The sequence below is a fragment of the Nostoc sp. UIC 10607 genome, from assembly GCF_047228265.1.
In the GTDB taxonomy this organism is placed as follows: Bacteria; Cyanobacteriota; Cyanobacteriia; order Cyanobacteriales; family Nostocaceae; genus Nostoc; species Nostoc foliaceum_A.
In genome coordinates this window covers 15,521-38,247 of sequence record NZ_JBIQNW010000001.1, presented here as the reverse complement: position 1 = coordinate 38,247, position 22,727 = coordinate 15,521, and the positions used below count along the sequence as shown (strand labels likewise).

The window sequence follows — 22,727 nt, the reverse complement described above, 5'->3', positions numbered from 1 at the left end:
TAATAAAGTTAACTTGGGTTCTGATTAGATCAATGGCTGTTGCCATCACTCTCCAAAAATAATGTGAATCAATCTACAATCAATAAGTCTGAGTAACCATAACTCAGTATCTAAATTTCAGGGTGTTTAGCCAAAGGTTCGTAATCAATGGTTCTACAAAAAAGCAGTGATTTAGTCCGCATTAATGCTAGAAGAACGGATGTATTCGACATTTTCAACTTCAAGCATTATGTTGGGCCCAACCCCTATTTAGATATAGGGGCGCTAGTATTTGACTTTGCTCTAGTTGACTCTAGAGAGCCTTTGCCTGTTGAAGATTATATTGCAAGCATTGGCGATCGCTATCCACAACTGGGCAGCCAAAGCTACGAATCTTATGCTCATCTTTTTGCCCAAGTTGTATCCGAAGTTGGAAAGCTGGACATGGATTTGCACCTTAAACGTTGGAGTGTTAAGCCATATCCTGATTTCGTGCGGATTAGCGTCCAATCACTACATGAACGCACAACTAGAGAGGTAGTTTATTTTGTTTGGGATTGGTTTGAAGCTATTACCCAAGACGAAGACTTTACCTTTGATGAACAGTTAGTGAGGCTGCAAAATAAATTCCGCGCATCTGTCTATGGTGGCCCCACGGTTTATGCCCTATTGCGAACAGCCTACGAAAAAGGTATTCCCGCGTTTTATTTGTGGGAAGAAGGATTAATGCAATACGGCTTGGGAAAAAAACATGTCCGGGGGGTAGCCACAACATTTAACTGTGATAGTCATCTAGATTCGGAGTTTACCACCCGCAAAGATGACTGCAAGGCATTTTTAAAAACGTTGGGTTTCCCAGTCCCTGAAGGTGATATCGTCTTCTCTGAAAAGGAAGCCTTGATCACAGCCAGACAAATTGGCTACCCAGTGGCAGTTAAGCCAGTGGTAGGTCACAAAGGAATTGGTGTCACGGCTGATGTGCAAGACTCCAAAGAACTGGAATCTGCTTATAATAGGGCGCTGGCAGCGATTCCCGAAGATCAGCTAACTCGGATAATTGTTGAGAAAAGTATTTCTGGATCAGATTTTCGCTTGTTGTGTGTAAATGGCAGATTTGTTGCCGCCACAGAACGCCGTCCAGCATCGGTTGTTGGTGATGGCTACTTAACGCTTGCAGAGTTAATCCGTCTAGAGAACCGCAAACCTGCACGGCTAGACACACCTACCTCGCCGATGAGTAAAATTCAGATTGATGAAGCGATGGAACTCTACTTAGATGAACAGCGCTTATCATTAGACAGCGTTATTGAGAAGGGTCGCACTGTTTACCTCCGTAAAGTTGCCAATCTTTCCGCTGGCGGTATGAGCATCGATGCAACGCACACGGTTCATGATGACAATATTATCTTGGCGCAAGATATTGCCCAACACTTCCAGCTGACTTGCCTTGGTATTGATGTCATCACCAAAAGTCTCTCGGAATCTTGGAAATCCAGTAACTTTGCTATCTTAGAAATTAACGCTGCACCAGGCGTTTTAATGCATCTTAAACCTTCTGTTGGTGAAAGCGTTGATGTGCCTTCTCATATTTTAGAAACCTTTTTTGAGTCGGGTACAGATGCTAGGATACCGATTATTACCTTTAATAAAATATCAGTTGAAGAACTGCAAGTAACGATTGACCATATCCTTTTACAACATCCCAACTGGACAATAGGTGCTGTTTGTCGTGATGCAGTTTTTGTGAACCGGGCGAAAAAAGTATTAAGTAAAGATTACAACAGCAATGTCCAAACTTTGCTGCGTCATCCAAAACTTGATTTGCTGATTGCCGAGTATGCGGAAGACATCCTAGATGAAGAGGGCATGTTTTACCGAAGTAGCAATATGGTAGTTTTGGATAATCCCACCGAAACTGAGATGATGTTAGTCCGGGATGTTTTCGATGGTTCTACTGTGGTGATTAGAAAAGGCAACGATATTTCTATTCGTCGCAAAGGGTTGATTGAAGATTATACTTTGGGTGAAGATGAACCATTTACACGAGTTTTTTTGAAAGAAACCGGAACGATTTTGTGAGCTAAGTAAATAGGTGCTTAATTGCCTTCTCGTTTGAATGAGATATAAAGTTTTGTGATTACCACATTTTTGTAATAGTCAAATTTTCACCATCGCCCAATACGGTTCGGATAAGGTTTTTTGATGAAAGTTATAGATCACAAAGACGCGATAAATCGCCGTCTTTACAATAATCAGTCCTTTGTAGAGACGGCGATTTATCGCGTCTCTTCCCTTAACCGAACCGTATTGCACCATCGCCCGCCAGGAAATTTATTTCCTGGCTAGTAGCCCAAGTCCATTGAAATGGAGTGAAATCTTTTCTCAGTCTTCTTTAGAAGACTTTTGCTATTAGCCTAGTAATTCATTACTAGGCGGTTGTTAGAAATGGTGCAAGCTTTCTGTTTTGATTGACTTTTTAGTCTAAATGGACTATTCATCCGAATTAATCTATTTTTTAGAAGTTTAAAATATCTAATGATTCTTCTATTTCTAAATCTAATATTCTTTCTCGTGTATCTTTAAGTGCTTCTAGCTTACCTTCTTTACGATAGATATCTGCTGCTTTTTGAAAATCTCGAATTGCTCCATGCTTATCTGCTGTTTCTAAACGGATATTACCACGATTATAATAAGCATCTGCATAATTCGAATTAATCTGTATTGCCTGAGTATAATCTTCAATTGCTCCCTCCAAATCTTCTAAGTCAGAACGAGCATTACCACGGTTGTAATAAGCATCTGCATAATTTGAATTAATCTGTATTGCCTGAGTGTAATCTTCAATTGCTCCTTCCAAATCTCCTAAGTCAGAACGAGCATTGCCCCGTTTTTTATAAGCGATGGCATCTTGAGGATTAATCTTAATTGCTTGAGGAAATCCCGGTTGATATCCTAATAAATAACGAGCAATCCCACGGTTTTTATAAGCATCAGCATAATCAGGGTTAATTTTAATAGCCTGGGTATAATCTTCAATCGCTCCTTGATTATCTCCAACATGAGAACGAGCTTCAGCCCGGTTTTTATAGGCTACAGCAACATTAGGATTAATTCTAATAGCTTGCGTATAATCATTAATCGCTTCTTCTAGTCGTCCTATTTGATATAGAGCTAAACCTCGTTTATTATAAGATTTAGCATCATTAAGATTCATTTGAATGGCCTGAGAATAATCTGCGATCGCAGCTTCATAATCTCCTATTTGATAGTGAGCTAAACCTCGTTTATAATATAAATCAATATCGCTATTTTTTACTTGTAAGGCTTGATTATAGTTGGTGATTGCATTCGTGTATTCTCCTTTCTCAAAACATTCATCGCCCAATCTTACATAAAGTATATTTAAGTCTTCATTACGATATTGTAAATAGTTGTCTACTTCATGTTGAAAATAAGATTTGCTCAACTGATTATTAGTTGGCTTAGATTGAATTTCCTGCTTGGGAAGATATTTGTAAATTGATGGTTTTTGCCTAGAAGAATTATTTATAGAAGATTGTAACTGTTCTAAATAGCACCATAAACCGCCACCATACAGTAATTGTTCTATACCAAATGAAATTTTACCGGTTTTCAGCTTAATCATCCGGGTTGGCAGAAAGCCAGCTAAGAAAAGGTGATACTCAGATTGTGCTTCACTCACATCTTCTTGAATCAAAATGCAAACTACAACTGCATTTTTTTCAACCTCTTCAGAACTAATTGACCATCTAACTCTATCAATACTACCATGACGAGATTTAACCTCAATACCAATAGATGGGTCAGAAGTCAAGGTAAAATCTATATTGCCATCGCCGCCGAATCGCTTTTCATAATCGACTTCGGTAATAAAATCAGCTAAACGTTCTTTGACTACTTCCTCACCCAACTTCCCTTTAAGATAACTAATAAAAACGTCACGGACTGGCGAAACACGTTTATATTTTTCAGCCATCAACCAGCAAAATTCCCGTAGTGCCTTTAATCTCTCTCCAGAGATTATAGTTAATTCACTATGTTGACCTTCTGTTTCACAATGAAGCAGAGAACCAGATGTTAACCTTTTAATAAAATCAGACTGTAGCGATCGCAGTAGGGTAATCCAGTCCATTTATGTTTCTGCGAATCTTTTGATGAGATCATTCTAAGCTGTTACGCATTTAATTTGTACATTTACCTAATGACTGATGACTGTTGACGGTTAACAGTCATCAGTCAACAATTAAACGCATCCTACGAAGCTAAACAGTAGAGAAATTAGCCATTAAAAACGCGACTGCGCCACTTATTCAATCGCGCTTCCCCAATTGTGGCAGACCGACGGGCATCAGCAACTTGCTCTTGCAAACCTGCAATCTGTTTTGCCTGCGCGTCAGCTTGCTGTTGCAAAGATGTATATTCGTCTGTGCTGCTTACGTAACTGGAAGTCTGCCAACTACTACTAAATTTTGTTGCACCGATGCTGGCAAAGGGTCTTAAGTCTGCTAATTGTTGTTGCAAAGTTGCAATCTGGCTATCTTGCTCTTGAACCTTTTGCCGCAAGTCTTGTTCGGCTGCTGTGGGAGCTGCAAAAAATGTATTAAATGGAGCAGCAGTTTCTGGCTTGGGTTTGAATATTTCAGCAAATATTGCACTAACATCCGTGGGTTTCAATTGGCCATAAGGAGTGTTGGTAATTAGCGATCGCACCAGTTGAGGTTTATTATTCGTTACTAAGTTCTTATCGCTGCTAGAGTTGCTTCGCAGCAATTGCAGCATATTGCTAAATTCCAATATCTTTTTACCTGTTTGAGTTTTATAACCCCGGTAATATGGCACGATGTTATCCCCAAAGGCATCTAGATACTCGTCGCTATCAAGATAAGAATCAATATCCGCCTCAAAACCCTTCTCATCTAAAATATTGCTGTGATGTATCGTTTCAGAGTAGTCATCGGGAGCGCGGCCCAGCAGGTGCTTAAAGTTTAGTTCAATAGCCCGGTAGCGGTAAACGTTATCAAAAAATCTGGAGCGATACAACTCTGATTTGGCAATCTGACGCACAAACTCACGAACATCGATTATCCCTTGCTTGAGTTGGGATTCTGGAACGATCAGCCGCTCACTTTCCATAATGTAGGCATTACCCAACACTTGCCGATAAACTGCCCGAATTACAATTTCAATGTCATCAATTGAAGCATTAGCCCACAGTTCTATGGGTTCCGTTTGGGGAAATGCTTGATATTGGCTTTGTCTGGTTCCGTTGTCTATGAAAGTCTGCATAGGGTTAATGTCGGTAAAAGTGACTAATGGCTATTTTTAAAGGTAATGGGAGCTAGTACCGCTTCTCTTACGAGACGCTGCGCGATCGCAGAAGTCAAAAAGAGCTAGTGCGTTGGGTTAAGAGACTTGTACTCCTTTGGAGAACTCGTAGAGTAATAACTGGTTCTCAAAAGCCAAAAGTCTAAAAACCTTTTTGCCTATAGCTTTCAACCTGTTCTCATCTGGCTGGTTACTTCTGCCCAACAATACTAAATGGTTGTTAGTTATTAGTTATTAGTGCTTAGTTTTACCAATAACCACTAACGACTAAGCTTTACTAATTCCCTTTACAGTCATGATTAATTTATCAAGTTTTGGGGAGTCTTTTAGTTACATTTTCTAACAAACTGAGACGGCTAACTGTTAATCAGTAACAGCTAATCATTGTAAACAATTAGCAATTAAACATTAACAATTAGCCGTCAACCCCTTTAGGGAGTATTTAAAATTCAAAACTTAACTTTGAATTGCAATATAGACGATTGTCAGAAAGATTTCCGCAAGATAGCGACTCTCAAGGACGCTCATCAAATCTAGTGTAGAAACCACCGTATTTTATCCAGTATTGTTTCAAAGTATGATGAGGCGTATGTAAACTGGCTTTTGCCTGATATAAAATTACTTGACGATGATCGCCCATCCAGATTTTATTAATGGGGTCAACGGATATTACTGTTCCTCCTAAAGAAGCGACACATTGAGAGAATCTTTCAATGGTCGTATATTCTAATGTCTCGAATATAAAAAAGTTACCCGAACAAATCAAGTGGCGACTGCGAATCCAGCAGCGCATCTTTTTTTCAGCCTGTGGAGGTAACATTTTAGATTTAATAGACTCAAGCTGAATCAACATAATGCGTTCACTGCAAGTAATTCATCAGCGAAACTTGCCCGTTTTTCAAACCGCAAAGGGCCAGCAGTTGACCCCCATATTTGATCGTGGGTTTCAATATCCATACCTTTATCTAGACTTATCCAAGTATGCTCGGTTACTTCTACTTCGCTGACAAGATATGTCTGGCATCCATTGCGCTTAATCAGACATTGATTGCCCGGCTCTACACTCCCTCGAAACATTTCACCTTCTCGTTGGAAAACCATCGAACAGTGATAACGCCGTTCAATGCTCTCTGGGGTGATGGTTTTGAGGATATCTAATTCACGAGCAGCACCTGCATAAAGCATAGGGTCTTTCAAACTGTAATTTTCGATATAAATGCGATCGCCCAAATCGACTAGTCTATGTACTCCCTGGCGATAGGGTGTCCATAAATCGTGGTCATATGCTTGTTCAGAATAAAAACCGATGGCAGAAAAAAATTCAATTGGTAAAGGACGAAAAAAAATGTGAATGTGAGCGTAAAGTTGGGGATTGGCAAAAGATTGTTTGTAGTTGCTAAAATCTCCTGCCATCCAACAGGCTAAGGTGAGCAAATCGCTAGCGTTGGTGCTAGATTCACTGGGCGCTATCGTCATATTCAACCTCAGGAGTGACAAAACTAGATGATTCCTTTTATGTTTTAACCTGATATTTGCTAACTGGTTGAACTTGACAAAGAACGAATTTCTGAAGAAAAGGAAGCTGTTGTCACGCCTTTACCATCACTGGTCTTAATTGTCGCTACCCGAAATCGCAGATTTGGGGTAGCAAACCAAATGCGTTCCTCAGCAGCAGCGAGTTCATACTCTGTCAGCAGGGTAAAAATCCCATCGTCACTTAGATGATATTTAGCGACTGCTGGGATTGTTTCGGCGTATCCCTTGTCCCGCAAGAGTTTGCCGCTAGAAGGATTTTCGACACTGGGAATTGGCACCAGCACGGTACTACCAGAAATTGGTTTATCGTCCCAGTCTGACTCACCTTCCCAAGTCATCCGAAAGGGGTGGGTGATACTGCTGGGGTCAGTGTTATACAATTGACAGATTGCTAGTACCGCCGGATCATCGGTGGATAAAGACTCAATGTTAATGTCAGACAACACTTGTTCAAAATGGGCGAATGCTAAATGATGACCGCTACGCTGCGATCGCCATCGTCCAATTGAAAGTTCAAAGAATTCAGTAATTTCCATTAGAAAAGTGATTTTAAAAAGTAGCTTAAAATCCAAAATATATCTTGGATTTTAAGTTATTCTCCCAGTCTATATGCTAGCCTCCTTGACCACAACTGCATTTAGGAGTGCTGAGTGCTGAGTTATTATTCTCTCCCCAGTCCCCAGCCCCTTACTTAGACAAATCTAAGCAACTTCAGTGATACTGATGATTTTGCCGCCCGTTCTATGAATGTTTTGCACTTGCCCAGACAGTTGGTTGTAATTAACTACATATTCGAGGTTGCCCAGACGAGTACGCAGATTAGCGGAACCTTTAACCGCCTTAATCAAGAAGCGTTTGCTGGTGCTGCTTACACTAGAACCAGCGACGGGAGCCTTGATGGATGTGGGTAAGTTTGAACCTATATCGCTGATCAGCTTGGCTTTGCGATCGCTATCGCTACTAGCTACACCTCTGAGCAAAGTAAAGGTGCGGTTAAAACTAACATTCTTAATTCCTATTTGGGAGCTAGTAGTGCGAGGATAAGGAACAATATTATCGCCAAAATTCTGCTGATATTCGTCGCTATCGATATAGGATTCGATCTCAGCATCATAGCCCTGTTCGTTATAGATGCGGACGTGTTCGGAAATTTCTGCCTGATCGGCAGGAGGACGACCTAGCAGGTGTTTGAAGTTCAGTTCAATAAACCGATACTGAGATGAAGAGTTGAAAAACAGGGATTGGTAGAGTTCTGATTTAGCAATGATGTTGACGAATTCACGGATGCTGATTTTGCGATCGCGTAATTGCGATTCAGCAGTAGCTAGTCGCTCACTTTCCAACAAGTGAGCATTGCCCAAAACCTGTTTGTAAACCGCCCGAATCAGTGTTTGTAATTCACTTTCGCTGGTGTTGGGACGCAGCTCAACCTTCGGTGAATCAATAGCCCAAAGTGACATTGAAGTATCTCCTGAAAAACGTGAATTAAATGAATTTTTTGAGCATCCTACCGCTTATGGAGGTAGAATTTCGCATCAGTTGTCAGTTATTTTTGCTACTGACTAGCATTTGTAAAACTTTAGTTTTTTAAAGTGGGTTAGATATCTTCGTATATGACAACTGACAGCGGAATCGATCAAACTTCAGATCAGCGATCGCTTTGGCTAACTTTTTCTGAATGATGAACACTGAGGATTAGTGATTGGAGACCAAGGACGGCGGAAATTCTTCCCCAATCTCTAATCTCTAATCTCTAATCCCAATTTTCTATTTTTTTTCAGTAGAGCTAGTCTGCAATAGCTCTATTCTCAGCTTCTGATTTATCTTTTTCCCAAGCTCAGTTTGTGGATAGATTGTCTAGTTGACAGGAGTAATACTAGCAATCACACCGCCTTGCTTGTGAATCCGTTGATACTCTTGTGAAAGCTGATCGTATGGCACGAAATAGACCTGGTTACTGCGGCGAAACTTGGAAATGTTATTTACCACATTTGCTTTGTAGCCAGTGACTTCAACCCGGTAGGTTTTACCGCCCTCACCAGATCCCACGCCTTGACGAGTGCGAGGAGTAGATGTTGGGTTACGGAATGCAGCACCCTTGCTGGCTGGTGAAATCACAACGCTGGGCGTACTTTGAATTACCAGACTATTCAATTTTGGCTGTTTACCAGCTAAGTCACCTTTCAGGCTGCTGCTAGAAGAACCACGTACCAATTGGAACAAGTGGGTAAACTGAACCAAACCCTGGATAGCTTCGGTTTTGTAGCCGCGAATATAAGGCACAATGTTTTCGCCAAAGGTCTCTTGGTATTCGTCGCTATCTAAATATGAATCAATCTCAGCTTCAAAACCTTTTGTATCCAGAATAGTGCTGTGTGTACGCGTTTCTTCTAGATCCAATGGGGCACGACCAAGAAAATGTCTGAAATTTAATTCAATCGCCCGATAGCGAGGGACACTATCAAAAAACCGCGATCGGTAAAGTTCCGACTTTCCGACTTGACGCACAAACTCACGGACGCTAATTTCACGCCCTTTGAGTTGGGATTCAGGAACGGTAAGCCGTTCGCTCTCCATTACATAAGCATTGCCTAGAACTTGCTTGTAGACGGATCTAATTACGGTTTCAACTTCCTCATTAGAGCGACTTGGCCACAGATCAATGGGATCGGTATCTTCAAACAGAGCAACCCCTAATCGTGATGCTGGTCCAAAAGCCATTCAAACTATCTCCCAGTTAACAACTAAATTTTATGAGAAGAATATTCAGCAGATGTTAAAAAACTTTACATCTTTGTGACAAAGGAGAGGCCATTGCGACTTTTAATCCTTATTAGTCTTGATGATTTAAGTTTTTACATCGTTTGCCTTTACACATTCTGATACGATGCCGAAGCCATATGTATTAAAATTTGTTAAGTTAAATAATAGTTTAGAGAAATTTCAGCTTTTTTTTAGTATCTGATTTGCGATTGGGATACAGGTAATGGTATTGTGTTTTACCTTGACCAAGAGTATTAATAGTGCTGAGTTACGGAAGTTTATCTTGGTAAGTGGGCAAGAATAAATCAAACTATGTTACGCAATGTAAAATTAATTAAATTGACTCGTAGTAAACGGTTCTAGCGCTTACTACGAGTCAATTTGATTATTCACGCCCACTTACTTACTGAATTTGGAAAGTAGCTAGTTGGATAATTAAGTGGTCAAAATAGGGAGCAAGAGTTTCCTGCTGATTGGCTTGGCAGCGTTTCAAACTAGCAGCCTTGATGCTTTTTAAGCCTAAGACCATTGCTTCTATTGGAACTTGTAATTCTTGATAGAGCAAATTCATATAGTGCAGTCCTGTGGGATTGGTATACTCAGCGTGCCCACCTGCTATGCCATAGGTAATACAACGGAGAAAATGCCAAAAATCTCGCCAGCAAGCTTGGGCGCGTTCAGGCGGATAAAGTCCACCTCCAGGTTGGGTAATTTCAGGATAGATTGCTAAAACCTGCTCTCTAGCTTCATCCACAATTTCGGCGGCGCGATCGCGTAGCAACTGAGCAACAGGAATCAAGGCTGAATTATTGGGTGACAAGGTTTTAATCTGCAATAAATCTTCGTCACTTAAATAGCAGCGAGCATCATCCGCAGTTTGAAATATGGCGATTCCTGCTTTTGAATGGGATTGTTCCCATTCAGCAAAGCTGACAATTCTAGCTTTAGTGATTAATTCTTTGACAGTTTCGCTTAATTGAGTCATTGGTGGGTAGCGGGGAGTAGAAAGTGAGGGGAATGACATAATGCAATGCCTAATGCCCTTGATTCAATATTCTTAGAATGCGATCGCTATTTTTTGACATCTGTAAAATAAAGTAAAGAATAGCTCTACCAAATGCACCTATGGAAATCCATAAAATCCAAGCTGAACTGAAGAACCCAGATTTTCACTATCGGCTAAAGGCGATCGCAGCTCTTAATAATTATGAATCAGAAGTTGCAGTTCCTCTGCTAACAAGTAAACTTCATGACTCAGAATTTTTGGTGCGTTCATTTGTGGCCAGGGGTTTGGGTAACCAACAATCAGCGGAATCCTTTGCTGCTTTGATGCAAATTATGAAATTCGACGATACCCCTAACGTGCGAGCTGAGGCGGCAAATTCTTTATCGTTATTTGGCAGAGTCGCGGTTTCTCACCTAGTTGTGGCATTTTATCAGGATGACCACTGGCTAGTTAAGCGGAGCATTTTGGCTGCGATCGCTGAAATGGATTGCCCTGAAGAACTATTTGACATCTGCGTTCAGGGTTTAAAAGATGAAGATTTCACAGTTCAGGAATCTTCTGTTGATGCACTCGGCTTACTAGCTGATTCTGCCCAACATGCTGCGGCATTATCCCAAATACTAACGTTAGTGAATGATAAATCTTGGCGGATGCGCGTGCGAGTTAGCTATGCCCTCAAACGATTTAATGAGCCGGAAGCCAAAGCAGCGCTGAACCAACTCAGACAAGATGAGGATCACCGAGTTATTGGAGCTGCTTTAGAAGACTTGTTGCCACAATAGCTATATGGATGGGTTTATTTGGAATATTGTAATAAAACTTCTTTTCACAATAACCAATATATTATTTTACCTTAAATTTGAGCAAAATATCCGGCTAATCTGCCAAAATCTGGAAGAAAAGATCAACTTTTTCGAGATTAGGAGACATTTGTGACTGATATACCAACTGGCCAAATGACTTGGCGATTACCAGGTTCCTCAGAATGTGCTTTACATTTGCGGCATAATGCTTCGGAACCCTGGCGATCGTATAAAGAATTTCCACAATATGTTCTACCTGATCCGCCCGGTTTTTCCGAAGGATACGCTACATTTTTAGCGCTCCTGAAAAAGAACTGGCAGCCGTTGTAAACTCCCTACAGAACATCAGATCAAACAATTTTGGATTTTGGGTCACCTTTGGTGTGCTTCCAGCCCAACTTGAATTTTGGATTTCTTTCGCCGACAAGAAGTGCGGCCTGCATCTAAAATCTAAAATTGGCACGGTAAAGAACTCAAACTCTCACGAGTTGTTGTGCGGGTGTAGGCATTCCAAACGTCGAGTTCTGAATATGGACGGCTGAAAAGCATAGCTTTAGTTGCTTCTGTGAGTCCTTGAGCAAGAGTAAAATCTGCTCCAGCAATACTTTGAAGATGCTCCATCTCTGCGTCCCTGAGGTCAGTTGCTCGCAGGTCTGTATTCCGCAAATCGGCTCCAGTCAATCGCGCATTCCGCAAGCAAGCCCCTGTCAAATAAGCTTTCGTCAAGTCAGCGCCGCTCAAAGCCGCATCTTGCAAATTGGCTCCTGTCAAGTCAGCGCCACTCAAGTAGGCTCCACGCAGATTAGCACCTTGTAAATCTGCGTTTCGTAAAGAAGCTGTATTGAGAAAAGCACCATTGAGATTAGCACCTGGCCCCACCGCTCCCGAAGCTTTGTAGTTATATTCTTGGGGCCATTTTGTATGTGCATCATAACGCGCTACTTGGAGTTTAGCTCCCTCCAAATTTGCACCACTGAGATTTGCTTGTTGGAGGTTAGCACGGTTTAAATAGGCTCCCTGAAAATTAGCCCCACTCAAATCGGCTCCTTGCAGATTAGCGCCTCGCAAATCTGCCCCACTTAAATCGGCATTAATCAAGACTACCTCACTGAGGTCGGCTCCTAGTAGCTTGGCTTTACTCAAGTTAGCTTGTTTTAAATCGACTTCCCTCAGATTGAATTGGTACAAATCGGCCCAATCCACAGGGATTCCTGCTTTGAGGGCTGTTAAAATTTCTGGAGTTGGGCTGGGACGTTCGCTAGTAATAAGTTGAATTTCAGTATTTGTCATCAGCTGATTAAAATATAACTTTTGGAGTTAATCTACACTTTAGCTAAATCGGGACTTCATCTCATCACTCAGTATTCAATAACGCCAAAATTTTGATAAAACGAGGTTTCAAAACAGATGTATCTAATACCGCCCTTGACAATGATCGACTTCTTCCGTAAAAGTGAGGGAACATGGTTTACGGAACGCTCCGTTCATCATTTTGACTCGGCGGCAGATGAGTCGGGGGAGTCGAATTTGATCATTAAAGTCATGGAAAAGGATGATCCTAAAGTCCAAGAAGTCTGTACAGCGCAAGGGATAGACCCTACTAAAGCAACAGGCGGTGCTAGTTTTGCATGGCAAGCTAACCTAGATACCAGGTTACCTAATACCGATAATGCCGCCATTTTGGTTGATGTTCCCAATGAGACAGGGCGTTCTGGAAAACTGATCCGCAACCAAGGCTATGTTGAGAGCATTCCGGTTGTGAGCCGGTATCAGTTTGCAGATGATGGAGTGCTGACGATTGATACTGACTATGACAATAATCAAGGTCAGGAACGTTGTTGGTTTGTTACGGATGATTTTCGGGTCAGGGTGAGTACGGTACGAATGATGAACGGAGTCAACTTGATGACTTATTGTTCTGAGCGTCGTTGTGTTTCCCAAGAACTGCTGGAGCAAATGATCAGTCGGAATCATGCTAGGCGTTAGGAATGGGGAATGGGGAAACAAGAGAAGTACTTTGCAAAATGACCAATGACCAATGCCCCATTAAGGAATGTTGCTTTGTTTCTCATAAATGAGACGTGCATGATTGTCATCACTTATTTTCATGCAAGGGTTAACAAATCATGCTCCATGTATAAGCCTTTCCTGGAATTTTTAGAAAAAGAGCTATTTCAGCGGTTTGATTTACAAAGTAGGGTCATTCCCCCTGGTTTGGAATTCAAAGTTAGCGATCGCGGCAGAAACCCAGCAACTATTCGCAGTTGGTGTTACCAATGTCAAGAGTTGCGGAAAATCCGTTATACCTACATTGATGCCGGGGAGAGTGCCCAAATTTTTAACAGCGTGGTTTATCCTAGTCATGGCTACGATCTACCTCTGTTAGGGATTGATTTTTTATCCTTTGGTAAAGTCAAAAATCTGATTGTGCTTGACTTTCAGCCTTTATTTCAGGATGAAGAATATCAAAAAAAATATATAGTTCCGCTGAAATCTCTTCATGATAAATACCCTGATTTGGCGCAAAACTTAGAAATGAAGTTTTACGATGCCAATCAGTATTTTTCTAAGTATTTATTGTTTGCCAAAACCGATCCTGAAACAGTAGCAACGCGAGTCTTTGAAGCTTTTCAGGATTATTTAAACTTGTATTGGCAAATGTTAGCAGATGCAAAACCGCTCCAAGATCCTGAAGATATCCAGCGGATTGTCAAAGCCCAAAAAGACTATGACCAATATAGTGCAGACCGCGATCCAGCATCTGGTTTGTTTAGCAGTTACTTTGGTCATGATTGGGCAGAGCGCTTTCTCCATGAATTCTTATTTGAAGATGCTGTTCCCCTAGCAGTCGCTGCCAGCAAAAGATGAAGGCAGGAGGCAGGAGGCAGAAGTTTTTTAATTTTTAATTTTTAATTCGGAGCGAAGCGACGTGACACTCTATCAACCATTTCTCGATTATGCGATCGCCTACATGCGATCGCGCTTGGATTTAGAACCCTATCCTATCCCCACTGGGTTTGAGTCTAAGAGCGCTGTTGTGGGCAAGGGCAAAAATCAGGAAGAGGTTGTAACTACTAGTTATGCTTTTCAAACCGCAAAATTGCGGCAAATTCGTGCAGCTCACGTACAGGGTGGCAATTCGCTGCAAGTGCTGAATTTTGTGATTTTCCCCCGCCTCAACTACGATTTACCGTTTTTTGGGGCAGATTTGGTGACATTGCCAGGAGGACATCTAATTGCTTTGGATATGCAGCCTTTATTTCGGGATGATCCAGCATATCAGGCAAAATATACCGAACCAATTCTGCCCATTTTCCACAGTCATCAACAGCATCTATCTTGGGGAGGAGATTTTCCAGAAGAAGCACAACCCTTTTTCTCTCCGGCTTTTCTGTGGACTCGTCCCCAAGAAACGGCTGTAGTAGAAACTCAGGTGTTTGCCGCTTTTAAAGACTATTTGAAAGCTTATCTGGATTTTGTCGAGCAGGCAGAGGCTGTAACAGATTCCCAAAATTTAGCAGCCATTGAGCAAGCCCAACTGCGATACCTACGATATCGGGCTGAAAAAGACCCCGCACGAGGGATGTTCAAACGCTTCTATGGTGCCGAATGGACTGAGGAATATATCCACGGCTTTTTATTTGACCTAGAGAGAAAATTAGCAGCTATCAACTAAACAATACTGCTTGCTTAAGAAATTGATCTGGTGAGGGGAGCAGGGGAGGAAAAAACGCTTATCCGAATAGTGCCCAAGCAACAGCGATCGCTACATAGTTTACCTGTTTTTTAAATTCCCCCGATCTTGTTCTATGCTCAAAGTCCTTCCTAAACAAACCGCCTCCATGCAAACACGCGATGGAGTCCGCTTGGATGCAGACATCTATCGCCCCGATGCTGATGGTGAGTTTCCTGTATTATTGATGCGACAACCCTACGGACGAGCGATCGCATCTACTGTTGTCTATGCCCATCCTACTTGGTATGCTTCCCACGGCTACATCATAGTAATTCAGGATGTCCGAGGACGTGGCACTTCTGAAGGCGAATTCCAGCTATTTACTCACGAAATTACAGATGGCGAAGATGCTGTAAATTGGGCAGCAAGTCTACCTTCTAGCAACGGCAAAGTTGGCATGTATGGTTTTTCTTATCAAGGAATGACTCAGCTATATGCCGCAGTTAATCAGCCCAGTGCCCTGACAGCAATTTGCCCTGCGATGATTGGCTATGATTTGTACACAGATTGGGCTTATGAAGGAGATGCATTCTGTTTACAAACTAATCTCGCTTGGGCAATTCAATTAGCTACAGAAAGCGCCCGTTTGCGAGGGGATAAAACAGCCTATCAAGCCTTATTTGCCGCTTCTCGGAATCTGCCTTTGACTAATCCAGAAACTCTCCAGCAACTTGCCCCTGATTCCTTTTATCATGAGTGGCTGACACATTCCCAAGCAGATGCATACTGGGAAAAACTTTCGCCTAAACAGCACTTGCAAGCTGTTGATTTGCCTATGTTCCACATCGGAGGATGGTTTGATACCTACCTGCGCGGCACTTTGCATTTATATAAGGATATGGCAACCCGTAACACTAAACCCCAACATTTGTTAGTCGGGCCTTGGGCGCATTTGCCTTGGGGTCGCAAAGTTGGTGAAATTGACTTTGGTATCAAAGCGGCGAGTCCAGTAGATCAGATGCAAGTCCGCTGGTTTGATCAGTTTCTCAAAGGTGTAGAGACAGGATTACTTCAGGAATCGCCTGTTTGCCTATTTGAGATGGGAAGTAATATCTGGCGCACTTTCCCCAATTTACCTACACCAACTCATAAATTCTATTTTTTGTCAACAACTGGACTTGCCAGCATCCGTGAAGACTCTGGAACCCTTTCCAATGCCCCATGCTCCATGTCCTCAGATGTATTAGTTCATGATCCTTGGCGGCCAGTTCCGGCTGTGGGTGGTCATGCAGCAATTCCTGCGGGTGTATTTGAGCGATCGCATATTGATTGCCGTTTCGATGTCTTAACTTACACTAGTGAACCTTTGGTAGAAAATTTACATTTGGCAGGAGATGTGATGGCAAAAATCTCATGTACAGCCGACCAACCTAGCTATGATTTGTGTGCGGTGCTATCAGAAGTCCATCCTGATGGGCGCGTGTATAATTTGACCCAAGGTTATGTACATTGTAGAGATAGTGCAAGTAATGTCTCCACAAAAATTCAACTGCAACCGACTTGTGCGCGAATTACTAAAGGTAACGCCTTGCGTCTAAGTTTAAGTGCAGCGTGCTTTCCAGCCTATGCGATGAATTCTGGAAACGGTGCAGTCATAACTAGCGACAATTTACGAGATGCCGAAATTATCACTTTGACTGTTAATTGTGGAGGTGAGGGTAATTCTCAGGTTGTATTACCTGATCTTTCCAGCTATGGAACCTAAAAAAGGTCAATTCGGTAAGTTTATTGTGGCAAAAGCTTTGGAATCGAGAGCTAAAACAGAAGCTACCAAAAGATGAAACCCCGACACCAATGAAAAAACAGTAAGCGCCAGCCAGAAACTCCCCCTTTGAGCAGAAAGAATCTTACTTTGTTATACTTTGACACTTTCGCAAAAGAGGGTTTTCATCGACGGCGGGGCATTTTATTACTGGTAAGTCCCTTAAATATAACTGCTATATATATCTATCTTTAGACATATTTTATTAAAAATACCTGCTTACTCAGTACACTTCGCATGGTGGATTGACTTAAATTAATTTACTTATGTTATGATTTGTATAGTTCTAATGTTATGATTTGTGTTGTGCTTTTAAGTTACTAATCAGAGAATTATTTGCTAGTTTAAGCTAAAATAACTTAAATTTAGAACTTTAAAGCCAGTTCAAGCAAACTTAGAAATTTTTTAACACCCAACCATTCCTTAATAAAATCTAAAGTTTTGTTACTAGTAACTCAGATATATCTAAATTCTGTGAGTTTTCAAGAATTACTGAGGTAGGTATGTTGAATACTGGGCATTGACTTGACTGAATGAAAGAGGGATTCTACTTTCATTTTGAAGCAAATAGAATGTAGCGAGTTTAGTGATATAAGGTTTGATACTAATGCAAAGGAACAGCGAACTAACGATTAATCAGGGTTCTAATCTCAAATTGAAGCTTGGAGATCAACGATACGAGCAGTTTTCTAGGGTAGAAGTTTTGCGGAACCGTACAGTTGGAAAGCCATTAGAGTTAAACATAGTGGAATAAATCTTAATTAAGATGAATTTCCCAAATTTAAAGTCAACAATCTCGGAAGATATAGGCAAGTAATATACCAATATATTGCTCGTGAGACTAGTTGACTAGTTTGAGGTTCAGCCGAATTAAAGGTTAACCCACTTACAGAATTTACTCAAATGAATGGTGTTGTTTAAAAACATTGCCAGTCAGCAATAAGTGTTAGCTTTTTATTGAAAGCTAATTTTGTCATGACTTTAATCTAAAACGATAAAGAGCATAATTTGTTGCTGAAGTGCATTAGGGTAAATCGGAATCATCACCGATAATCTGCCAATTTTTTAGTTGCAATAAATAAAGGTCAACAGACATGAATAAAGTTCAAGCATCCTTTGAAGCTACGGAAGCTGCATTTCACGTGCAAGGTTACGAAAAAATCGATTTTAGCCTTGTCTATGTGAACGGTGCATTTGATATTAAAAATAGAGAAATTGCAGAAAGCTATGCGAAATTTGGTCGTTGTCTAACTGTAATTGATGCTAATGTTTATGAACTTTATGGAAAGCAGATAAAGTCATATTTTAGACACTATGACATTGATCTCACAGTATTTCCCATCATCATTACAGAGCCAGCTAAAACCCTTGCAAGCTTTGAGAAAATTGTTGACGCTTTTTCGGACTTTGGCTTAGTTCGTAAGGAACCAGTCTTAGTCGTCGGTGGTGGTCTAATTACTGATGTGGCTGGGTTTGCTTGCGCTTCTTACCGTCGCAAGAGTAACTATATTCGCATTCCTACCACATTGATTGGTTTAATCGATGCAGGTGTAGCGATTAAGGTAGCAGTTAATCATCGCAAGTTGAAAAATCGCTTGGGAGCATATCATGCACCTTTGAAAGTGATCCTCGATTTCTCATTCTTGAAAACTTTGCCAACGGCTCAAGTTCGTAATGGGATGGCAGAGTTAGTGAAAATCGCTGTAGTTGCTAACTCTGAAGTCTTTGAACTGCTATACGAATATGGCGAAGAACTTCTTTCCACTCACTTTGGACACGTGAATGGGACACCAGAACTCAAAGAGATTGCCCATAAACTCAACTACGAGGCAATCAAAACCATGCTGGAGTTAGAGACTCCAAACTTGCATGAAATAGACCTCGATCGCGTCATTGCTTATGGTCACACTTGGAGTCCTACCCTAGAATTAGCGCCTCGCGTACCGCTATATCATGGTCACGCGGTCAATATAGATATGGCTTTGTCTGCAACCATTGCAGCACAACGGGGCTATATTCCAACAGGGGAGCGCGATCGCATCCTAAACTTGATGAGTCGTATAGGTTTATCACTCGATCATCCTCTACTAGATGAGGATTTATTGTGGGATGCAACCCAGTCTATAAGCTTGACACGAGATGGCAAATTACGTGCAGCCATGCCTTGTCCGATTGGTGAGTGCTTCTTTGTCAACGATCTGACTCGTGAAGAACTAGATGCTGCTTTAGCTGAACATAAACGTCTTTGTGCTAGATACCCTCGTGGCGGAGAAGGTGTTGACGCATACATTGAAAGTCAAGAAGCCAAGCTATTGGGAGTGTGAAGACATGACGAGTGTTTTAGGACGAGAAACAGCTAGACCAATAACGCCACACAGCATCTTAGTAGCCCAGCTACAGCAAACCCTCAAATTAGCAGAAGAGAGTAAGATTCCCGTAGAGATATTAGATTCTCTGCGTCAGGGAGTTCAATTAGCCGCAGGTTTAGATCCCTATCTGGATGACTACACCACCCCGGAATCGAGTGCATTGACAGCATTGGCGCAAAAAACCAGTAAAGAAGACTGGAGCAAACGTTTCAGCGATGGTGAAACAGTGCGCCAACTAGAACAAGAGATGCTGTCAGGACATCTGGAAGGACAGACATTGAAAATGTTTGTTCACATGACCAAGGCAAAGCGCATTCTAGAAGTAGGAATGTTCACAGGATATTCAGCCTTGGCAATGGCAGAGGCACTACCAACCGATGGGCAACTCATCGGTTGTGAAGTTGACTTTTATGTAGCTCAATTTGCTCAAGCTTGCTTTAGTGAGTCTCCCCACGGTAACAAAATCGTTGTGGAAGTAGCACCTGCTTTAGAGACACTCCACAAGCTCGCTGCAAGAAAAGAATCATTTGATCTGATCTTCATCGATGCCGATAAAAAGGAGTATGTAGAGTACTTCCAGACCATCTTGGATAGTGGCTTGCTGGCTCCTGACGGGTTAATCTGCGTGGATAACACTTTGTTGCAGGGACAAGTATACCTACCATCCGAACAACGCACCGCCAATGGTGAAGCGATCGCTCAGTTTAACCGTGTTGTCGCCACCGATCCTCGTGTAGAGCAAGTTCTATTACCCATACGAGATGGTATCACCCTGATTAGACGCGTGGCGTAATCAGGAGAAAAGGAGATCGGGGGACAAAGGGACAATTCTTTCTCCCCCTGCGTCCCCTGCTTCCCCTGCTCCTTCTACTTCCAAAAACTTATGGCACAATCAGTCTCCTTATCTCTGCCTCAATCTACAACGCCCTCAACTGGTGTCAGGGTAAAGGTAGTGGCTCTATTCAAGACTCTCGGTACTCTGACATTATTACTAATAGCCTTGCCGCTCAATGCTTTTATAGTGTTGATATCTTTGCTGTGGGGCATTGTAAAATCACCGTTTACGAAAAAAGCTGTCGTAGCTGCTCATCCTCAGACTATCTTGGTAAGTGGAGCCAAGATGACTAAAGCATTGCAACTTGCCCGCTCTTTCCATGCAGCAGGACATAGAGTTATTTTGATTGAAGGTCACAAATACTGGTTGTCTGGCCATAGATTCTCAAAGGCGGTGAGTCGTTTTTACACAGTTCCTGCTCCGCAAGAAGATCCAGAAGGCTATATCCAGGCGCTAGTAGAAATCGTCAAGAAAGAAAAGGTTGATGTTTACGTACCTGTATGCAGTCCTGTCGCCAGCTATTATGACTCTTTAGCAAAGCCTGCATTATCGGAATACTGCGAAGTTTTCCATTTTGATGCAAATATAACCAAGATGTTGGATGATAAATTTGCCTTCACTGATCAGGCGCGATCGCTTGGTTTATCTGTTCCCAAGTCATTTAAAATCACAGATCCTCAACAAGTTATTAACTTTGATTTTAGTCAAGAAACCCGCAAATATATTCTTAAAAGTATATCTTACGACTCCGTTCGCCGCTTAGATTTAACCAAACTTCCTTGTGACACTCCAGAAGAGACCGCAGCTTTTGTCAACAGTTTACCCATCAGTCCAGAAAAACCTTGGATTATGCAAGAGTTTATTCCTGGCAAAGAATTATGCACTCATAGTACAGTGCGGAACGGGGAATTAAGATTGCATTGCTGTTCAAACTCTTCTGCCTTTCAGATTAACTATGAAAATGTCGAAAATCCCCAAATCCGTGAATGGGTGCAACACTTTGTCAAAAGTTTGGGATTGACTGGACAAGTGTCTTTCGATTTTATCCAAACTGAAGACGGTACAGCTTACGCTATTGAATGCAATCCCCGCACGCATTCAGCAATCACAATGTTCTACAATCACCCTGGTGTTGCAAACGCCTATTTTGGTAAGACTCCCCTAGATGCACCTCTGGAACCCCTAGCAAGTAGCAAGCCCACCTACTGGATATATCACGAAATCTGGCGACTAACTGGTATCCGTTCCTGGAAACAATTGCAAACATCGCTTAATACCCTAGTACGAGGCACTGATGCGATCTACTGCCTTGATGACCCAGTGCCATTTTTTACTTTGCATCACTGGCAGATTCCCTTACTTTTACTAAAGAATCTCCAACAACTCAAAGGCTGGGTAAAAATAGACTTCAACATTGGCAAACTAGTTGAATTAGGTGGCGATTAAAAGAATTTGTAATTCGTAATTAAGTTAGGAAGAGGAATCATGTCAGTACTTCGTATCCTTCATTTAGTTGGGTCTGCATACAATGATTTTTACTGTGATTTGTCACGCCTTTATGCCCAAGACTGTCTGGCAGCAACAGTAGATCGATCGCGCTATGATTTTCAGATTGCATACATCACACCCGATCGCCAGTGGCGATTTCCTCCCTCGCTCAGTCGAGAAGATATTGCTGTTACCAAACCGATTCCTCTGTCTGATGCCATACAGTTTCTAACAGCGCAAAACATTGACCTCGTGTTACCACAAATGTTTTGTATTCCTGGAATGACTCACTACCGCGCCTTATTTGACCTGCTGAAGATCCCTTACATTGGTAATACTCAAGATATTATGGCAATAACGGCACACAAAGCTAGAGCCAAAGCAATTGTCGAAGCAGCAGGGGTGAAAGTGCCTCGTGGAGAACTACTTCGTCAAGGAGACGTTCCGACAATTACACCTCCAGCAATTATCAAACCCGTAAGTTCCGACAACTCTTTAGGGGTGACCTTAGTCACAGAAGCTACTGACTATGACGCTGCTCTGAAGAAAGCATTTGAATATGGTTCTGAGGTCATCGTAGAAGAATTCATCGAACTCGGTCGAGAAGTCAGATGCGGCGTTATTGTCAAAGACGGGGAGCTAGTGGGTTTACCCCTTGAAGAGTATCTGGTAGATCCTCACGAAAAACCCATCCGCAGCTATGCTGATAAACTCAAACAAACAGATGATGGCAACTTGCATTTCGCCGCAAAAGATAATATCAAATCTTGGATTGTAGACCCTAACGATCCGATTACCCAAAAGGTTCAGCAAGTGGCTAAGAAGTGTCATCAAGCTTTGGGTTGTCGCCACTACAGTTTATTTGACTTCCGCATCGACCCAAAGGGTGAACCTTGGTTCTTAGAAGCTGGGTTGTATTGTTCTTTTGCCCCCAAAAGCGTGATTTCCTCTATGGCGAAAGCAGCAGGAATTCCTCTAAATGAGTTATTAATGACGGCTATCAATGAAACGTTGGGCAGTAATAAAAAGGCGTTGCAGAATTGCTAGTGAATTTCTCGGCATAGGTTTTTCTGCTTGTAGGGGGTAGGTAATAGGACTGTAGAG

At 41.8% G+C, this 22,727-nt stretch carries 21 protein-coding genes; 12 read left to right on the top strand and 9 right to left on the bottom strand.

From position 1 onward, the window contains the following. Positions 1-147: 147 nt before the first annotated feature. Both ACEYW6_RS00160 and ACEYW6_RS00155 read left to right on the top strand, forming a co-directional pair. The gene (locus ACEYW6_RS00160; protein WP_190896625.1) at positions 148-2,058 is read left to right on the top strand and encodes an acetate--CoA ligase family protein; all 1,911 of its coding nucleotides are present in this window, start codon (positions 148-150) and stop codon (positions 2,056-2,058) included. A gap of 123 nt (positions 2,059-2,181) precedes the next feature. Next, on the top strand, positions 2,182-2,325 hold the full coding sequence (locus ACEYW6_RS00155) for a hypothetical protein (protein ID WP_412978171.1): 144 nt from the start codon (positions 2,182-2,184) through the stop codon (positions 2,323-2,325). Positions 2,326-2,494: 169 nt separating this feature from the next. On the opposite strand, the gene ACEYW6_RS00150 is transcribed toward ACEYW6_RS00155, so the two are convergent. The 8 genes from ACEYW6_RS00150 to ACEYW6_RS00115 form a co-directional block, all read right to left on the bottom strand. Further along, positions 2,495-4,132, bottom strand: coding sequence for a tetratricopeptide repeat protein (locus ACEYW6_RS00150; protein WP_412978170.1), 1,638 nt, complete (start codon positions 4,130-4,132; stop codon positions 2,495-2,497). Between the two features lie 146 nt (positions 4,133-4,278). Beyond that, positions 4,279-5,286, bottom strand: coding sequence for a phycobilisome rod-core linker polypeptide (locus tag ACEYW6_RS00145; protein WP_412978169.1), 1,008 nt, complete (start codon positions 5,284-5,286; stop codon positions 4,279-4,281). 553 nt (positions 5,287-5,839) lie between these two features. Then, entirely contained in the window at positions 5,840-6,178 is a 339-nt protein-coding gene (locus tag ACEYW6_RS00140; protein WP_412978168.1) for a CpeR family transcriptional regulator, read from the bottom strand. Next, positions 6,172-6,801 (bottom strand): chromophore lyase CpcT/CpeT, encoded by a 630-nt coding sequence (locus ACEYW6_RS00135; RefSeq protein ID WP_412978167.1) that lies wholly within the window; start codon positions 6,799-6,801, stop codon positions 6,172-6,174. The genes ACEYW6_RS00140 and ACEYW6_RS00135 overlap by 7 nt, the downstream gene beginning before the upstream one ends. 59 nt (positions 6,802-6,860) lie before the next feature. Beyond that, entirely contained in the window at positions 6,861-7,397 is a 537-nt protein-coding gene (locus ACEYW6_RS00130; protein ID WP_412978166.1) for a phycobiliprotein lyase, read from the bottom strand. Positions 7,398-7,562: 165 nt separating this feature from the next. After that, the gene (locus ACEYW6_RS00125) at positions 7,563-8,321 is read right to left on the bottom strand and encodes a phycobilisome rod-core linker polypeptide (RefSeq protein WP_412978165.1); all 759 of its coding nucleotides are present in this window, start codon (positions 8,319-8,321) and stop codon (positions 7,563-7,565) included. 397 nt (positions 8,322-8,718) lie between these two features. Further along, positions 8,719-9,582 (bottom strand): phycobilisome linker polypeptide, encoded by an 864-nt coding sequence (locus ACEYW6_RS00120; RefSeq protein WP_190899874.1) that lies wholly within the window; start codon positions 9,580-9,582, stop codon positions 8,719-8,721. Between the two features lie 445 nt (positions 9,583-10,027). Beyond that, positions 10,028-10,648, bottom strand: coding sequence for a phycobilisome protein (locus tag ACEYW6_RS00115; RefSeq protein ID WP_412978164.1), 621 nt, complete (start codon positions 10,646-10,648; stop codon positions 10,028-10,030). 101 nt (positions 10,649-10,749) lie between these two features. On the opposite strand from ACEYW6_RS00115, the gene ACEYW6_RS00110 reads away from it, so the two are divergent. Continuing rightward, positions 10,750-11,412, top strand: a complete 663-nt coding sequence (locus ACEYW6_RS00110) for a HEAT repeat domain-containing protein (protein WP_190899872.1) — start codon at positions 10,750-10,752, stop codon at positions 11,410-11,412. 150 nt (positions 11,413-11,562) lie between these two features. After that, entirely contained in the window at positions 11,563-11,763 is a 201-nt protein-coding gene (locus ACEYW6_RS00105) for a hypothetical protein (RefSeq protein ID WP_094330067.1), read from the top strand. A 120-nt stretch (positions 11,764-11,883) separates the two neighbouring features. Here ACEYW6_RS00105 and ACEYW6_RS00100 read toward each other — a convergent pair whose 3' ends face one another. Beyond that, the gene (locus ACEYW6_RS00100; RefSeq protein WP_412978163.1) at positions 11,884-12,723 is read right to left on the bottom strand and encodes a pentapeptide repeat-containing protein; all 840 of its coding nucleotides are present in this window, start codon (positions 12,721-12,723) and stop codon (positions 11,884-11,886) included. 117 nt (positions 12,724-12,840) lie between these two features. Between ACEYW6_RS00100 and ACEYW6_RS00095 the strand changes: the two genes are divergently transcribed. The 8 genes from ACEYW6_RS00095 to ACEYW6_RS00060 all read left to right on the top strand — a co-directional run bounded on the left by ACEYW6_RS00095 (position 12,841) and on the right by ACEYW6_RS00060 (position 22,670). Beyond that, positions 12,841-13,419: a phycobiliprotein lyase gene (locus ACEYW6_RS00095; protein ID WP_412978162.1), complete on the top strand. Its 579-nt coding sequence runs from the start codon at positions 12,841-12,843 to the stop codon at positions 13,417-13,419. Between the two features lie 147 nt (positions 13,420-13,566). Next, positions 13,567-14,301, top strand: coding sequence for a 15,16-dihydrobiliverdin:ferredoxin oxidoreductase (locus ACEYW6_RS00090; RefSeq protein ID WP_412978161.1), 735 nt, complete (start codon positions 13,567-13,569; stop codon positions 14,299-14,301). 61 nt (positions 14,302-14,362) lie between these two features. Continuing rightward, positions 14,363-15,109, top strand: coding sequence for a phycoerythrobilin:ferredoxin oxidoreductase (locus ACEYW6_RS00085; protein WP_412978160.1), 747 nt, complete (start codon positions 14,363-14,365; stop codon positions 15,107-15,109). Positions 15,110-15,242: 133 nt separating this feature from the next. Continuing rightward, positions 15,243-16,874 (top strand): CocE/NonD family hydrolase, encoded by a 1,632-nt coding sequence (locus ACEYW6_RS00080; protein WP_412978159.1) that lies wholly within the window; start codon positions 15,243-15,245, stop codon positions 16,872-16,874. 1,151 nt (positions 16,875-18,025) lie between these two features. Further along, positions 18,026-19,255, top strand: coding sequence for a sedoheptulose 7-phosphate cyclase (locus tag ACEYW6_RS00075; protein WP_412978158.1), 1,230 nt, complete (start codon positions 18,026-18,028; stop codon positions 19,253-19,255). A 4-nt stretch (positions 19,256-19,259) separates the two neighbouring features. Further along, entirely contained in the window at positions 19,260-20,093 is an 834-nt protein-coding gene (locus ACEYW6_RS00070) for an O-methyltransferase (RefSeq protein ID WP_412978157.1), read from the top strand. Positions 20,094-20,183: 90 nt separating this feature from the next. After that, positions 20,184-21,581: an ATP-grasp domain-containing protein gene (locus ACEYW6_RS00065; protein WP_412978156.1), complete on the top strand. Its 1,398-nt coding sequence runs from the start codon at positions 20,184-20,186 to the stop codon at positions 21,579-21,581. A gap of 39 nt (positions 21,582-21,620) precedes the next feature. Then, entirely contained in the window at positions 21,621-22,670 is a 1,050-nt protein-coding gene (locus ACEYW6_RS00060; protein ID WP_412978155.1) for a D-alanine--D-alanine ligase, read from the top strand. The last annotated feature ends 57 nt before the right edge of the window (positions 22,671-22,727 follow it).

What these genes read in the sequence shown, in the direction of transcription:
- ACEYW6_RS00160 (WP_190896625.1), top strand. Translation starts at nt 148, where the DNA reads ATGGTTCTACAAAAAAGCAGTGATTTAGTCCGCATTAATGCTAGAAGA.
- ACEYW6_RS00075 (WP_412978158.1), top strand. Translation starts at nt 18,026, where the DNA reads ATGAATAAAGTTCAAGCATCCTTTGAAGCTACGGAAGCTGCATTTCAC.
- ACEYW6_RS00080 (WP_412978159.1), top strand. Translation starts at nt 15,243, where the DNA reads ATGCTCAAAGTCCTTCCTAAACAAACCGCCTCCATGCAAACACGCGAT.
- ACEYW6_RS00130 (WP_412978166.1), bottom strand. Translation starts at nt 7,397, where the DNA reads ATGGAAATTACTGAATTCTTTGAACTTTCAATTGGACGATGGCGATCG.
- ACEYW6_RS00135 (WP_412978167.1), bottom strand. Translation starts at nt 6,801, where the DNA reads ATGACGATAGCGCCCAGTGAATCTAGCACCAACGCTAGCGATTTGCTC.
- ACEYW6_RS00090 (WP_412978161.1), top strand. Translation starts at nt 13,567, where the DNA reads ATGTATAAGCCTTTCCTGGAATTTTTAGAAAAAGAGCTATTTCAGCGG.
- ACEYW6_RS00155 (WP_412978171.1), top strand. Translation starts at nt 2,182, where the DNA reads ATGAAAGTTATAGATCACAAAGACGCGATAAATCGCCGTCTTTACAAT.
- ACEYW6_RS00145 (WP_412978169.1), bottom strand. Translation starts at nt 5,286, where the DNA reads ATGCAGACTTTCATAGACAACGGAACCAGACAAAGCCAATATCAAGCA.
- ACEYW6_RS00070 (WP_412978157.1), top strand. Translation starts at nt 19,260, where the DNA reads ATGACGAGTGTTTTAGGACGAGAAACAGCTAGACCAATAACGCCACAC.
- ACEYW6_RS00140 (WP_412978168.1), bottom strand. Translation starts at nt 6,178, where the DNA reads ATGTTGATTCAGCTTGAGTCTATTAAATCTAAAATGTTACCTCCACAG.
- ACEYW6_RS00110 (WP_190899872.1), top strand. Translation starts at nt 10,750, where the DNA reads ATGGAAATCCATAAAATCCAAGCTGAACTGAAGAACCCAGATTTTCAC.
- ACEYW6_RS00125 (WP_412978165.1), bottom strand. Translation starts at nt 8,321, where the DNA reads ATGTCACTTTGGGCTATTGATTCACCGAAGGTTGAGCTGCGTCCCAAC.
- ACEYW6_RS00060 (WP_412978155.1), top strand. Translation starts at nt 21,621, where the DNA reads ATGTCAGTACTTCGTATCCTTCATTTAGTTGGGTCTGCATACAATGAT.
- ACEYW6_RS00150 (WP_412978170.1), bottom strand. Translation starts at nt 4,132, where the DNA reads ATGGACTGGATTACCCTACTGCGATCGCTACAGTCTGATTTTATTAAA.
- ACEYW6_RS00120 (WP_190899874.1), bottom strand. Translation starts at nt 9,582, where the DNA reads ATGGCTTTTGGACCAGCATCACGATTAGGGGTTGCTCTGTTTGAAGAT.
- ACEYW6_RS00115 (WP_412978164.1), bottom strand. Translation starts at nt 10,648, where the DNA reads ATGTCATTCCCCTCACTTTCTACTCCCCGCTACCCACCAATGACTCAA.
- ACEYW6_RS00065 (WP_412978156.1), top strand. Translation starts at nt 20,184, where the DNA reads ATGGCACAATCAGTCTCCTTATCTCTGCCTCAATCTACAACGCCCTCA.
- ACEYW6_RS00095 (WP_412978162.1), top strand. Translation starts at nt 12,841, where the DNA reads ATGTATCTAATACCGCCCTTGACAATGATCGACTTCTTCCGTAAAAGT.
- ACEYW6_RS00100 (WP_412978163.1), bottom strand. Translation starts at nt 12,723, where the DNA reads ATGACAAATACTGAAATTCAACTTATTACTAGCGAACGTCCCAGCCCA.